14 protein-coding genes are annotated in these 14,968 nt (G+C 40.7%); 11 read left to right on the forward strand and 3 right to left on the reverse strand.

The genetic code is table 11. From position 1 onward, the window contains the following. Positions 1-283 precede the first annotated feature (283 nt). Entirely contained in the window at positions 284-1,036 is a 753-nt protein-coding gene (locus IGJ99_RS06485) for a peptidylprolyl isomerase (protein ID WP_438770688.1), read from the reverse strand. Between the two features lie 186 nt (positions 1,037-1,222). On the opposite strand from IGJ99_RS06485, the gene IGJ99_RS06490 reads away from it, so the two are divergent. The 9 genes from IGJ99_RS06490 (at position 1,223) to IGJ99_RS06530 (ending at position 11,199) form a co-directional block, all read left to right on the forward strand. After that, complete coding sequence (locus tag IGJ99_RS06490) at positions 1,223-2,314, forward strand: DUF871 domain-containing protein (RefSeq protein ID WP_019723746.1); 1,092 nt, start codon at positions 1,223-1,225, stop codon at positions 2,312-2,314. Positions 2,315-2,468: 154 nt separating this feature from the next. Then, the gene (locus IGJ99_RS06495) at positions 2,469-3,401 is read left to right on the forward strand and encodes an alpha/beta hydrolase (protein ID WP_010735580.1); all 933 of its coding nucleotides are present in this window, start codon (positions 2,469-2,471) and stop codon (positions 3,399-3,401) included. 251 nt (positions 3,402-3,652) lie between these two features. Beyond that, entirely contained in the window at positions 3,653-4,966 is a 1,314-nt protein-coding gene (gene obgE, locus IGJ99_RS06500) for a GTPase ObgE (protein WP_438770689.1), read from the forward strand. Positions 4,967-5,230: 264 nt separating this feature from the next. Continuing rightward, a complete protein-coding gene (locus tag IGJ99_RS06505) occupies positions 5,231-5,818 on the forward strand; it encodes a hypothetical protein (protein ID WP_023519572.1) in 588 nt (195 codons plus the stop codon). A 151-nt stretch (positions 5,819-5,969) separates the two neighbouring features. After that, positions 5,970-6,911, forward strand: coding sequence for a ribonuclease Z (gene rnz / locus IGJ99_RS06510; RefSeq protein ID WP_409173901.1), 942 nt, complete (start codon positions 5,970-5,972; stop codon positions 6,909-6,911). After that, a complete protein-coding gene (locus tag IGJ99_RS06515) occupies positions 6,908-7,696 on the forward strand; it encodes an SDR family NAD(P)-dependent oxidoreductase (protein WP_029594283.1) in 789 nt (262 codons plus the stop codon). The genes rnz and IGJ99_RS06515 overlap by 4 nt, the downstream gene beginning before the upstream one ends. A gap of 9 nt (positions 7,697-7,705) precedes the next feature. Continuing rightward, on the forward strand, positions 7,706-8,140 hold the full coding sequence (locus IGJ99_RS06520) for a LapA family protein (protein WP_023519574.1): 435 nt from the start codon (positions 7,706-7,708) through the stop codon (positions 8,138-8,140). Between the two features lie 234 nt (positions 8,141-8,374). Next, complete coding sequence (gene recJ / locus IGJ99_RS06525; RefSeq protein WP_438770690.1) at positions 8,375-10,672, forward strand: single-stranded-DNA-specific exonuclease RecJ; 2,298 nt, start codon at positions 8,375-8,377, stop codon at positions 10,670-10,672. Between the two features lie 14 nt (positions 10,673-10,686). Beyond that, complete coding sequence (locus tag IGJ99_RS06530) at positions 10,687-11,199, forward strand: adenine phosphoribosyltransferase (protein WP_010735573.1); 513 nt, start codon at positions 10,687-10,689, stop codon at positions 11,197-11,199. Between the two features lie 204 nt (positions 11,200-11,403). On the opposite strand, the gene IGJ99_RS06535 is transcribed toward IGJ99_RS06530, so the two are convergent. Both IGJ99_RS06535 and lexA read right to left on the reverse strand, forming a co-directional pair. Beyond that, positions 11,404-11,622 carry a hypothetical protein gene (locus IGJ99_RS06535; protein WP_023519576.1) on the reverse strand — a complete coding sequence of 73 codons (219 nt, stop codon included), beginning with the start codon at positions 11,620-11,622 and terminating at the stop codon, positions 11,404-11,406. A 176-nt stretch (positions 11,623-11,798) separates the two neighbouring features. After that, positions 11,799-12,422: a transcriptional repressor LexA gene (lexA, locus tag IGJ99_RS06540; RefSeq protein WP_010735571.1), complete on the reverse strand. Its 624-nt coding sequence runs from the start codon at positions 12,420-12,422 to the stop codon at positions 11,799-11,801. A gap of 151 nt (positions 12,423-12,573) precedes the next feature. Here lexA and IGJ99_RS06545 point away from each other — a divergent pair, with 151 nt between their 5' ends. Further along, positions 12,574-12,825, forward strand: a complete 252-nt coding sequence (locus IGJ99_RS06545) for a DUF896 family protein (RefSeq protein ID WP_010735570.1) — start codon at positions 12,574-12,576, stop codon at positions 12,823-12,825. Positions 12,826-12,923: 98 nt separating this feature from the next. Beyond that, complete coding sequence (tkt, locus tag IGJ99_RS06550; protein ID WP_438722815.1) at positions 12,924-14,918, forward strand: transketolase; 1,995 nt, start codon at positions 12,924-12,926, stop codon at positions 14,916-14,918. Positions 14,919-14,968: the final 50 nt, after the last annotated feature.

A 14,968-nucleotide genomic window follows, 5' to 3' on the forward strand; every position in this document is an offset into this window, starting at 1 on the left:
ATGTTAAGTTTTACTAAAGATGAAAATAAAAAAATTATTTTTTAGCGAAAATATAAAAAATAGTTGTAAAGTCCCAGCCATCAAAAGTTTTTTTAGTAAAAAAGGGAGTGGGACATTCGTTCATCTCACCCACCTATAACCGAATAAACGGCGGGAACAAAAGTAACCTCTTCGAAAAATAAGGCGCCATCCACAAAAATTTGAAAAACAATTTTCGTGGATGGCGCCTTATTTCTCGAGGCTGAACACTTCTGTCACGACCTCAAAGTGATCAAATGTGTGTTTATTTTGCTTCCTGTAAGATGTTGATTTTTTCGATCTTCACATCTTCTTTTGGCTTATCTGAGCTATCTGTTTCGACAGCAGCGATCGCATCAACGACGTCCATACCTTCAACGACTTGACCAAAGACAGTGTATTCACCATCTAAGCTAGGGTAGCCGCCATTTTTATAAGCGTCAATGATAGCTTGTGGGTAATCATCTTTCAATAAACCATCATGCATGTCATCAGAGTTTTGTACGATGAAGAATTGGCTGCCATTACTATTCGGGTCTTGTGTACGAGCCATTGAAAGGGCGCCGCGGATGTTATACAGTTGGTTTGAGATCTCCGTTTCGAAACCTTCTCCCCAAATACTTTCTCCGCCAGTTCCGTTCCCTTCAGGATCGCCACCTTGGATCATAAAGTCTTGGATGACACGATGGAAAGTGACGCCATCGTAATAGCCATCTTTAGCATGAGTCATAAAGTTCTCCACAGCTTTTGGTGCAAGCTCTGGGAATAGTTTGATCTTGATCGTTCCTTTAGTTGTGACCATTTCAACTAGATCGTCGTTATCAGCGACTTCTGTATTCAATTGAGGTAACTCTAAAGAATTTAAATCGATGCTTTCTACAGTGCTAGTCTCTGTTGTTTTTTCTGTAGATTCTTTTGTACTTGAAGACGCGGTATCTGAACCGTTCGACGTACAACCAGCTGCAAATAATAGCGTTGCAGCCATACTCATAGTTAAAAATAATTTTTTGTGTTTCATAAGTAATTCCTTTCTTTTTTAGTTCGTTGTTATCTTTAATGATAGCAAATTATCAGATAAATACCTACACTTTTTCGAACAATAAGCGAAATTATTTAATAAATAGCAAAAGGTGTAGACCATTTGAAAGCGGTTTGTTATAATGTAAGTGGATACAAAAACGCACATCCAGGAGGGTATCAACACATGGGAAAATTAGGAATTTCAATTTATCCAGAACGTTCAACGTTTGAAAAGGACAAAGAATATTTAGATTTAGCACATAAATACGGATTTAAACGTGTATTCACAAGTTTATTACAAATTGCAGACGATAAAGAAAAAGTCTTAGCAGACTTTAAAAAGGTAGTCGATTATGCCAATCAATTAGAGATGGAAGTCATGGTGGATATCAATCCAGCTTTATTTGAACAGTTAGAGATCTCTTATGATGATCTATCGTTCTTTGATGAGATGGGCGCTGACGGCATTCGTCTTGATATTGGATTTACTGGAGCTGAAGAAGCAAAAATGACTCGCAATCCATACAATATCAAAATTGAGATCAACATGAGTTCAGGCACGAATTATGTTGACAATATCATGAGCTATTCGCCGAACACAGATAACTTACTAGGTTCACATAACTTTTACCCTCATCGTTATTCTGGTTTAGGATATGATCATTTTGTCGCTTGTTCGGAGAAATTCCGCAAATATAATTTGAATACGATGGCATTCGTAAATTCACAAACAGCCGACTTTGGCCCATGGCCGACACAAGACGGACTTTGTTCACTAGAAGACCATCGTGATCTTGAAATCGCGACGCAAGTCAAACACTTGATGTTGACAGGTTTGATCGATGATATCTCAGTAGGAAATGCTTATGCGAGTGAAGAGGAATTACGCGCAATGTCTGAAGCCTTCTTTGCAAGTTATCCTACATTAAAAGTGGATGTAGCAGACGATATCACAGAAGACGAACGTATTTGTCTATTCGACAACCTTCATAGTTATCGTGGAGATCGCTCAGAGTATATCTTGCGTTCCACGATGACACGCATCTATTACAAAGATAAACCATTCCCAGCGCATAATACGAAAGATATGACCCGTGGGGATGTATTGATCGATAACGTTGGTTATGGTCAATATAAAGGCGAAACACAAATTGCTTTAAAGGAAATGAAAAATGATGGGCGAGTGAATGTCGTCGGACGTATCTCAGACGATGAGTTATTCTTACTTGATTTCTTGAAACCATGGTCAAACTTCAAGTTGATTGAAAGTAAATAATTATACAATTAAATATTGAAAGGACCCGTAAAGCTTTGATCGCTTTACGGGTCTTTCAATGACGATTATTATTTATTCTAGATTGCATCACACGTCCTCTTTGTTTATACTAATTTTAGACAGTACATCAATGTAAAAGCAAGGAAGGTATAAGATGAAACTTTGGATCAAAATTTTAATCGGCGTGACATTACTCGTGACAGTCGTATTAGTCTTTGCGGGTAATTATTTTTATAACTATGCCGTTGTTCCTTCAGAAAAAGACTTTTTAGAAGGCGATACTCCTGGCACAACAAAAACAAATGAAGAATCGAGTGCACAATCTTGGTTTGCAAATCCTGACAATCGTAAAGAGTGGCAACAGATATCTACGGATGGGTTGAAGCTATCAGCCATTTATCTACCAGCAACAGACAGTCATAAGACGGCGATTGTGGCTCATGGATATATGGGCAATGCAGAAACGATGGCAAATTACGCAAAGATGTTCCATGATCTTGGCTATAACGTATTAGTACCTGATGCGCGTGGACACGGAAAAAGTGAAGGGGATTATATCGGCTTTGGCTGGCACGAACGGAAAGATTATGTGAAATGGATCGATCAAGTGCTTGAAACAAACGGTCAATCGGAAGAAATCGTTCTATACGGTATTAGTATGGGGGCAGCGACGGTGATGATGACTAGCGGAGAATCACTGCCTACAAATGTTAAAGCGATCATCGAAGATTGCGGTTATTCCTCTGTTAACGAAGAATTGGCTTATCAGCTCAATGAATTATTTAGCTTACCGCCGTTCCCACTGATCCAAGTAACCAGCTTGATGACAAAAATCAGAGCCGGCTATTTCTTTGGGGAAGCTGATGCGATCAAACAATTAGAAAAAAACCAATTACCGATGCTGTTTATCCATGGGGATGCGGATACATTTGTTCCTTACGAAATGTTGGACAAAGTCTACCAAGCGACGAACGGACCAAAAGAAAAATATATCGTCCCAGGAGCAGAGCATGCCAAAGCATATTCGATCGATCCTGAGAATTATCAAAAGACTGTAAGTAGTTTCCTAGAAAAATATGTAAAATAACTGTTGTGACCAAAGTGTTTCTTAAAGAACTTTAAGAACTTTCTTGAAACTTTTGGTCACAACGTTTTATTTTGTCTCCATTCGTTCTTGCAGTAAAATAAAGAAAGAGTCAGGTATTTCCGTGAAACTTTCAGTTTAATGATGGACAAACGGGCCATTCACCGATAAAATAGACAGGACTTGTGTTTATTGTGGAAATTCAGGTAGTCAGTATAGTTAGAATAGATAAAAGGAAATAGGAGGACGATAATATGTCCATGTTTTTAGATCAAGTAACAATCGACGTGAAGGCTGGTAAAGGCGGAGACGGGATGGTTGCGTTTCGTAGAGAAAAATATGTACCTGATGGAGGACCGGCTGGTGGTGATGGCGGTCAAGGAGGCGATGTGATCTTAGTCGTTGATGAAGGCTTACGCACGTTGATGGACTTCCGTTTCAACCGTCACTTTAAGGCTCAGCCCGGTGAAAATGGCATGAGTAAAGGGATGCATGGACGTGGTTCTGATGATACGTATGTCAAAGTCCCTCAAGGAACAACTGTACGTGATGCAGAAACAGGGGCACTCTTAGGAGATTTGATCAAAGATGGTCAGACTTTAGTAGTAGCAAAAGGTGGCCGCGGCGGTCGCGGAAATATCCGTTTTGCTTCTCCAAGAAACCCTGCGCCGGAAATTGCTGAAAACGGCGAACCCGGCCAAGAACGTAAAATCGAATTAGAATTAAAAGTACTAGCAGACGTAGGTCTCGTAGGTTTTCCTTCGGTTGGGAAATCGACCTTGCTTTCTGTGATCTCTTCGGCAAGACCAAAAATCGGGGCGTATCACTTTACTACCCTTGTACCAAATCTAGGGATGGTCACTACAAGTGACGGACGTAGTTTTGCGGCGGCGGATCTTCCAGGACTAATCGAAGGAGCTTCACAAGGCGTCGGATTAGGCACACAATTTTTGCGTCATATCGAACGTACTCGTGTCATTTTGCATGTGATCGATATGAGTGGAATGGAAGGGCGCGATCCTTACGAAGATTACTTGGCGATCAACCATGAGTTGTCTTCTCATAACTTGCGCTTGTTAGAGCGTCCACAGATCATTGTAGCAAATAAGATGGATATGCCGGATGCAGAAGAAAATCTAGTGAAATTCAAAGAACAACTAAATAAAAACAAAGAAGATGAATTTGCCGATGACATCCCAGTATTCCCAATCTCTGGTGTGACTCGTAAAGGACTGGATGCCTTACTGAATGCGACAGCTGATCTGTTGGAAGTAACACCAGAATTCCCATTATACGAGGAAGAGATCGAAGAAGAAACCGTTCATTATGGCTTCAATCCAGAAGGTCCTGAATTTACGATTGATCGTGAACCAGATGCGACATGGGTATTGTCAGGTGAGAAAATCGAGAAGTTGTTCCAAATGACTAACTTTGACCACGATGAAACGGTGATGCGTTTTGCTCGCCAATTACGTGGGATGGGTGTCGATGAAGCCTTGCGTGCCAGAGGTGCAAAAGATGGTGACTTGGTGCGTATTGGTGAGTTTGAGTTTGAATTTGTCGAATAATATTAGATACACCACATATTTAAGTGACTAGATAGCCGTTCAGTTCCAAGTAGTAAGGCAAAATTTGAGAAAATGATCGTTCATTTTTTTGGGTTTTGACTTACTCTCTTAGGAGCAGGCTTTCGTAGAACCTTTATCGGATTTGAGGAGTTGACGAATGTCAAACTCCTTTTTTTGTATACTGCGTTATTTTTTAAAGGTTTTCCCTTTTATTTTTGTTTATTCCAAGGTACACTAAAAGAAAATGAGAAAGAGGCGATCTCCATGAGCAAACGAGTGATCATATTGAATTTTGAGTTAGAAAGTCAAGCTTACCAAGCATTTTCCGAAATCAAGAAGCTTCACATGACGAGAGCGATCAAAGGCGAACAAATGGCGGTCATCAGCCATCAGTCTAATGGCGCCCATCAATTCAAAATCGAAGACTTCTTAGATTTTACTGGGAACAATAAATCCTCTAAAGGTGGTCTGATCGGAATGCTAGTTGGCGTTTTAGGTGGCCCATTAGGGATCTTGCTAGGATGGTTTGCGGGCGGAATGATCGGTGCGAGCCAAGATGCCAAGGAAATCAAAGATGCACAAACGGTGTTTGATTTTGTTGGAAATAAGATCGGCGAAGGCGCAACAGGTCTGATCTTGATCGCAGAAGAAGAGGACAACCGACCATTGAACCAACTTGTGATGATGGAATTAGGTGGAGAAATCACTCGATTGGATTATGAAGAAGTAGAACAAGACGTTCATGATGCAACTGAGGTAGAAAAACATGCAAAAGAAACAGCGCAGAAAAATTGGGATGAAAAGCACAAAAAGCCAACCGATAGCTCAGAGGATACTACGCCTTCTGAATAACGATAAAAAGAATGGATGTAAGAATAGTGGTACTTATTCACTCTTTTCATTTATAGGGACAGTCTTCTAAAAATTATCCTGCGAATTTCAGTTGATTGTCGGCTGATTTTACCCTAGAATTAATAAGAATGAATAGAAAGTTAGGTAAATTATGGAACTAGAATTTTTAGGTACAGGCGCAGGGGTTCCTGCTAAACATCGAAATGTCTCAAGTATCGCATTGAAACTTTTGGACGAGCGAAATGAGATTTGGTTGTTTGATTGTGGGGAAGGCACGCAAATGCAGATTCTACGAACAAATATCCGTCCAAGAAAAATAGAAAAAATATTTATCACTCATCTCCATGGGGATCATATTTTTGGTTTGCCAGGTTTAATCAGTAGTCGCTCTTTTCAGGGTGGCGAAACACCATTAGAAATCTATGGCCCTAAAGGAACGGAAGCATTTGTACGCAATGCGCTGACGATTTCTCAAACCAAACTAGGCTATCCCCTTGTTTTTATTGATTTATCAGAAGATCAAGCTATTTTTGAAGACGCACACTTTTCTGTGTATGCAAAAAAATTAAGCCATGGCATCGATAGCTACGGATATCGGATCGTTGAGCATGATCACAAAGGCGAATTACAAGTGGATAAGCTTAAAGAACTGAATATTCCAGCTGGTCCCATCTATGGAAAACTAAAAAAAGGGGAGACGGTCCAATTAGACAATGGCCAGCTCATCAATGGACACGATTTTGTCGGTCCAGATAAAAAAGGACGAATCGTGACCATTTTAGGAGATACTCGAAAAACGACCAATTCTGTTATATTAGCAAAAAACGCAGATGTCTTGGTGCATGAAAGTACGTTTAATAAAAACGAGGCGAGAATGGCCCATAATTATTTCCATTCAACGACTCATCAAGCCGCAGAAGTGGCAAAAGAAGCAAATGTCCAAAGATTATTACTGACCCATATCAGTGCGAGATATCTAGGAAAAGCAACACAAGAACTTGAACAAGAAGCGCAAGAAATCTTTCCAAATACAAAAGTCATGAAAGATTTTGAGGTTGTGGATGTTCCGTTTCAAGAGGAGGAAAAAAGTTGAATTTAGAAAATAAAGTCGTTTTAGTCACTGGTGGCTCTGGTGGTTTAGGTGCACAAATCTGTTATGAAGCAGCAAAACAAGGAGCAATCGTTGTCACGTGTGCGAGAAGAATCCAACAAATCGGCGAAGTGAAGGCGGTTTGTCAAGAACTAAGTGGAAAACCAGCATACGCGTTTCAACTAGATGTTAGTAATCCTGACAGCGTAGATGAATTGTACGACAAGGTGATGACTGAGGTCGGTCGTGTTGATATCTTAGTCAATAATGCTGGATTTGGTATCTTTGAGGATTTCTTATCCTTTGACTTAGGAAAAGCCTACGATATGTTCGAAGTCAATGTCTTGGGGATGATGGTATTGACACAAAAATTTGCGATCGATATGGCAGAAAGACGTCAAGGACATATCATCAATGTGGCATCCATGGCAGGAAAAATGGCGACAGCTAAATCTACGATCTATTCTGCTACTAAATTTGCTGTTTTGGGCTTTTCAAATGCGTTACGTTTAGAGTTGAAGCCACTAGGAGTCGCGGTCACTACGGTAAATCCCGGACCAATCGAAACGGAATTTTTTGATAAGGCTGATCCAAGTGGTAGTTATTTGGAAAAAGTCGGTCATTTAGTTTTGGATTCAACTAAATTAGCACAAACGATCGTGCGAGCGATGAAGCATCCTAAACGTGAGATCAATCAGCCGGTATTGCTAGAAATCGCGTCTAAATTTTATGCACTTTTCCCAACCATTGGGGATTATTTTGCAGGTGGAATTTTTAATAAAAAGTAGGTGAAGTAAATGAAAAAGCAAGGTAGTGTGATCGTTGGTTTTTTACTTGTACTTGTCATTGTCGTGTTCGCTGTATTGAACAATCAAAATGTTCCTGTAAGCTTTGGATTTGCTTCTTTTAATGCGCCATTGATTCTAGTGATCATTGGTTCAGCATTGATTGGTGCATTGATTGTATTTTTAACAGCCTTTACGACACTATGGCAACAGAAGAAACAATTAAAACAATTAACAAAAGAATTAGCAGAGAACCAAGCAGATATCCAAAAGAAAATCGAAGAGGCGACAGAAGAACAACAAAGACAATTTCGAAATGAACGTGCGGAACTTGAAGCGGCCTATCAAGCAGAATTACAAGCAAAGCAAATACAGATCGAACAAATGCAAACACCTTCTGAATCACCTTCTCAAACACCAAAGCAAAGCGTCAATTACTTTGATTGATCATGGATAGCTGATGTTTTTTTGAAAGTAAATAGAATAAAGTGGTAGAAATCACTGTATCAAAAATCAAATAGAGGATTTATTACTCAATTTCTAAAAGGCAACCAAAGTAGGCAAACGAATCTGTTTTGTCTACTTTGGTTTATTTAAGTTGGAGATGTCAGAATCTAATCTTCTGAAATTCTTTTTTTTAGAGAAGACGTTTGCTATAATGACTAAGTTAGGGGTGAGTATGTGAGACGAGCAAATTTTGATTGGAAGGTCAATGAAACAACACCTTCTGAATCTTTTATCCAAATAATCAAACAACAAGGATTGTCTCCTCTGATCGGGCAATTGCTATGGCAAAGAGGATACCGAGAGGAAGAAAGTATCCATCGGTTTTTACATCCAAAAGAGCAAAAGTTGCATGATCCATATTTGATGTTTGATATGGACAAGGCAATCAGCCGTATCCAAGAAGCCGTGATCAATGGTGAACAAATCTTAGTTTACGGAGATTATGATGCAGATGGCATCACCAGTGCGACCGTCATGAAAGAAACGTTAGAATTGCTTGGTGCCCAAGTGGAAGTCTTTTTACCTAATCGATTTGAACATGGGTATGGACCTAATCTAACCGTTTATCAAGAGAAAATAGCCGCAGGGACTCAATTGATCGTGACTGTCGATAATGGGGTAGCTGGGCATGAAGCAATTGCTTATGCACAACAGCAGGAAGTAGATGTGATCGTGACAGATCATCATGAGTTGCCTAGTGAATTACCGGCGGCTTATGCAATCATCCATCCCCGCCATCCACAAGGCAATTATCCTTTTGGAGAATTAGCAGGTGTCGGTGTCGCGTTTAAAGTAGCGACCGCTTTGTTGGAAGAACCACCAGCAGAATTTTTAGATTTAGTCGCAATTGGCACAATCGCTGACCTTGTCTCTATGACTGATGAGAATCGGACGCTAGTGGCGTTAGGTTTAGAGGCAATTCGTCATACCGAGCGAGTAGGCTTACAGGCACTGTTTGCGAAAAGTAGTGTACGTACGAATGAAGCGGATGAAACGATGATCGGTTTTTCGATTGCCCCGCGCTTGAATGCCATCGGCCGGATGGGAGACCCTAATCCAGCGGTTGAATTACTAGCCACATTCGACGAAAGTCAAGCTCAGACATTAGCCGAACAGTTACAAACGGTCAATGAAGAACGTAAAGCGATCGTTGAGCAAATCACCTCAGAAGCATTGGCGATGATCAATGAAGAGAACCAGATCCATTTATTAGCACATCCAGGCTGGCATGAAGGGGTACTAGGGATCGTTGCAGGAAAAATCATGAATCAAACAGGCAAACCAACAATCGTGCTAGGCATCAAAGACCAGTCCGTTGCAAAAGGATCAGGTCGAAGTATCGAAGCGTTGAATCTTTTCGATATGCTGAATGAGATGCGTGAATTGTTTACATTTTTTGGCGGCCATCACGCAGCAGTCGGATTAACAATGCCAGCGGAAAATATCCCTGAGTTACAAGACCGGATGAATGCCTATATAGAAGAAAAGCAAATCGACTTGTCTAAAGGTCCTGTGTTGGTGATCGATGAAATCGTCTCCCCAAAGGATGTAACGGTCGAACAAATCGCTACATTGAAATTACTGGCACCATTCGGAACAGATAATCCTGTACCTAACTTTTTATTCAAACAGGTTGCAGTCGAAAATGTAAAACGAATCGGTTCGAACCAACAGCACTTGAAGCTTTCTTTAGTGGATGAAGATAGTGAATTAGAGGCTGTCGCGTTTGGTTTTGGCCCACAAGAAAATGAATTTGTAGATGATTCGCTTGATATTGTAGGACAATTATCGATCAATGAATGGAATGGGCGCAAAAAACCGCAGCTGATGGTTTCTGACTTTGCAGTAGAAGGATTGCAAGTATTTGATTGGCGGGCGAAACGTTACCGAACATTAGCAAATGAAATCGAAAGTCCGTTCTATTTAGCGTTTGATGAAGCATCGATCAAAGAACTAAATGAGTCGATACAAAAACACATCATTCATTGGACAGATAAAGAAATGATTCAATCATGGATTCAGGAAAATGACCCAAACGCATTAGTCGTGATCGATTGTCCAACCGATTTGAACGACTTGAAAGAGATCTTATCATTTGGGTCCTTTAGCCGAGTTTACTTTTTAGGTATTTCTGTTGATGAAGCATACTTGAACGGTGTAGGAACAAGAGAACAATATGCTCGACTCTTCAAATTGATCCATGCGCAAGAACGGATCGATATCAGACATAAATTAGGTGCAATGGCCAACTATTTAAAAATTCCACAAAAATTATTAATTTTTATGATACAGGTGTTTTTTGAGTTGAAGTTTGTTACAATAAACAATGGTGTTTTGGAGAAAGTCGCAGATCCGGCGAGTCATCTATTGACTGCAAGTGACCGCTATCAGGAGCGATTGAAAAAAATCAAATCAGAGGAATTCTTACTATTAAGTGACATTCCCACAATAAAAAAATGGTTAACAACCTAGGAGGAAACAATAAAGTGGATTTAAAAAATTATATTGCCAGTATTCCTGACTATCCGTCCAAAGGAATTATATTTAGAGATATCTCGCCATTGATGGCTGATGGAGATGCTTATCGTGAAGCAACGAAGCAAATCGTTGATTATGCGAAAGAAAAACGTATCGATATGGTCGTTGGACCAGAAGCACGTGGATTTATCGTAGGGTGTCCAGTGGCTTACGAATTAGGCGTGGGCTTTGCTCCTGTGCGTAAAAAAGGAAAATTACCTCGCGAAACGATCGAAGTCACTTACGGGCTTGAATACGGTACAGATACCTTGACGTTGCACAAAGATGCAATTCAACCAGGACAAAGAGTCTTGATCTGTGATGACTTATTAGCAACAGGTGGAACGATCAAAGCAACGATCGAATTGATCGAAGAACTTGGCGGAGTTGTTGTGGGTTGTGCCTTTTTGATCGAGTTGATGGATCTGCATGGTCGTGACAAAATCGAAGGCTACGACATGATTACTTTGATGGAGTATTAATCAAATAAAATATTGAACAGAAAACCCCCTTCCACAAACGGATGAATCGTTTGCGGAAGGGGATTTTCGTTGGATGAGTAGCCTCAATTTATTGATGGAACAAATGTGTGCAAGGAGTAGGTAGTCAGTTTGTCGTTAAAAAAAGCAAACGAGCGATCATCGTTTGCTTGGACGGATTTTTCATAGAAGCGATCTTATTTACTTTTACGAGTGCCTGGAGCTGTAATAGGTTTCGTGATAGAAGGAGTCTTCATGGGATTGACGACGTTGTGATTGACGGTATTTTTTTTCATCCCACAACATAAACCACAATGTAAACAAAGGAACAAAAACCAACAGCGCTGTACGTAGACCAAAATTACCAATAATAATACCTAAAAACAAAACGATCAATACTAAACCAAAACGTCTCATTGATTTCATGATTTTCACCTCTTTATAAAATGCGAACAAAAGTTCGTATCATTAGTATACGAACTTTTGTTCGGTTTGTAAAGAGGGAAGTTCAAAAAGAACAAAGATATCTACTAAAAGAGGAAAAGACGAGCTTGAGATCATGATCTCAAGCTCGTAAATAAATAACTGAATTTTCTTTTTTATCAATAAATATGACTACGGTACAGACCAACGACACGACCTAAGATCGACACCTCATCTAAAATGATCGGTTCCAGTAAATCATTCTCGGGTTGCAAACGGAAATGATCTCTTTCTTTATAGAACCGTTTGCAAGTTGCTTCGTCTTCTGCAGTCATCGCAATCACGATATCACCATTTTGTGCAGTTTCTTGTTTACGGACAATGACATTATCGCCATCCAATATCCCAGCATTGATCATACTTTCTCCTCGGATCGTCAACATGAACAGACTGCCTTCTTCTGAGGAAAGGTTTGGTGGGACTGGAAAGAAGTCAGAAGCTTCCTCGACAGCTAGTATCGGCTCTCCGGCAGTAACAACGCCGAGAACAGGGATCGTCGTTGGGCGAATCCCAATTTTTGATAATCCTTGTTGCGTCAATTCGATTGCACGTGGTTTCGTAGGGTCTCTTTGAATAAAGCCTTTTTTCTCTAATCGGGCAAGATGACCATGGACTGTCGATGTGGAAGAAAGCTGAACAGCTTCTCCGATCTCACGGACAGTCGGTGGATAGCCTTTTTGGGTCACTTGTTCGTGAATATATCGTAAGACTTCGATTTGTCTTGTTTCAGTTTGTCGGGCCACAAGGTACACCTTCTTTCACTTGATAACTAAATAGTACCATAGAAAATACATGATTTCAAACAAATGTTCGCATTAAAGACTATTGATGTAGTTGTTTTTTTTTCGTTTTTTATATAAGATGTAGGAGAAGCAAAAGCGAGGAGGAATAGTTGTGTTATCGCCTGAAAAAATCGAACGTATCAATCAGTTAGCTAAAAAGAAAAAAGCAGAAGGATTGACACCAGCTGAAGTCAAAGAGCAAAAGGAATTACGAGAAGCATATCTGACAGCCTTTCGTTCTGGCATGAGACATCATATTGAAGGGATGAAAGTGGTTGATCCCGATGGAAATGATGTCACACCAGATAAATTGAAAGAAATCCAGAAGAAAAAAGGCCTCCACGACCGAAATAGCAAGTTTTAGTAAAAAAAACTAAAAGTCGTTGCTTTTTCAGAGGAGATACTATAAAATTAGAAGTAGAAATATAGGTAAAAAAAACCTAAATTACAGGAGGGGTTACATTGTTTGATAAAATTGATCAGCTTGGTGTGAATACGATCCGTACATTGAGTGTCGATGCAGTACAAAAAGCAAATTCAGGACATCCGGGGTTACCAATGGGTGCCGCGCCAATGGCTTATGCCCTTTGGACGAAACACTTGAAAGTGAATCCGAAAACTTCTAAAAACTGGGCAGACCGTGACCGTTTTGTCTTATCTGCGGGACATGGTTCAGCGATGTTGTACAGCTTGTTGCACTTAGCAGGGTACCAAGTGACGATTGATGACTTGAAACAATTCCGTCAATGGGAGTCAAAAACACCAGGACACCCTGAGGTCAACCATACGGACGGCGTCGAAGCAACGACTGGTCCGTTAGGACAAGGGATCGCAATGGCTGTGGGGATGGCAATGGCAGAAGCGCATCTAGCAGCGACCTACAACAAAGATCAATTCAACGTCGTTGATCATTATACCTATGCGTTATGTGGCGATGGCGACCTGATGGAAGGTGTGTCTCAAGAAGCAAGTTCGATGGCTGGACATATGAAATTAGGAAAATTAATCGTTTTATACGATTCAAACGATATTTCTTTAGATGGCCCAACCTCAAAAGCCTTCACTGAAAATGTTGGCGCACGCTATGAAGCTTATGGTTGGCAACATATCTTGGTCAAAGACGGCAATGATTTGGAAGCTATCTCAAAAGCAATTGAAGAAGCGAAAGCCGAAACAGACAAACCGACATTGATCGAAGTGAAAACGGTCATCGGATTTGGTGCACCAAACCAAGGAACTTCTGCGGTTCACGGCGCACCACTTGGCTTAGAAGGCATTCAAAAAGCCAAAGAGATCTATGGTTGGGAATACCCTGACTTTACCGTACCAGAAGAAGTGGCGGAACGCTTCCGTCAAACGATGGTTGAAGAAGGCGAAAAAGCTGAAAATGCTTGGCGTGAGATGTTCGCAGCATACAAAGCAGCGTATCCAGAATTAGCGCAACAATTCGAAGATGCTTTTGCTGGGAAGTTACCAGAGAATTGGGATGCCGAACTTCCAACGTACGACGAAGGTGAAAGCCAAGCGAGTCGTGTCTCAAGTAAAGAAGTTATCCAAGAATTATCAAAAGCGATCCCAAGCTTCTGGGGTGGTTCTGCCGATCTATCTGGATCAAACAATACGATGGTGACAGCAGACAAAGATTTCACGCCTGAACACTATGAAGGCCGCAATATTTGGTTTGGTGTTCGTGAGTTTGCGATGGCATCAGCGATGAACGGGATCCAATTGCATGGTGGTACCCGGATCTATGGGGGAACATTCTTTGTCTTTGTCGATTACTTGCGACCAGCTGTGCGTTTAGCAGCGATCCAAAACACGCCAGTTATTTTCGTCTTGACCCATGACTCTGTGGCAGTTGGTGAAGATGGCCCGACGCATGAGCCAGTGGAACAATTGGCTTCGGTTAGAAGTATGCCAGGTGTCCATGTCTTACGTCCGGCGGACGGGAACGAAACTCGTGCGGCGTGGAAAGTTGCGATGGAATCGACAGATACACCAACGATCTTAGTCTTGAGTCGTCAAAATCTACCAGTTCTTCCAACAACAAAAGAAGTGGCGGATGATATGGTTAAAAAAGGTGCCTATGTCTTGTCTCCAGCTAAAAGGGAACAACCAGAAGGAATCTTGATCGCGACAGGTTCAGAAGTGGATCTAGCGGTCAAAGCGCAAAAAGTATTAGCGGAACAAGGAAAAGATGTCTCAGTGGTTTCTATGCCAAGTTTTGATTTGTTTGAACAACAATCTGCAGAATATCAAGAAAGTGTCTTGCCAAAATCAGTGACGAAGCGTGTTGCGATTGAAGCGGCTGCTTCATTTGGATGGGAACGTTATGTAGGAATCGAAGGTCAAACGATCACGATCGATCACTTTGGTGCTTCTGCTCCTGGAAACAAAATACTTGAAGAATTTGGTTTTACAGTAGATAATGTAGTTAACGTCTTCAATCAATTATAGACAAATACTGAAAGCAGTTCGATTGGAGTGCTTGGAGATTTTTTCCAAGC

The organism is Enterococcus sp. AZ095b (assembly GCF_051714725.1).
Taxonomy (GTDB): Bacteria; Bacillota; Bacilli; order Lactobacillales; family Enterococcaceae; genus Enterococcus_B; species Enterococcus_B pernyi.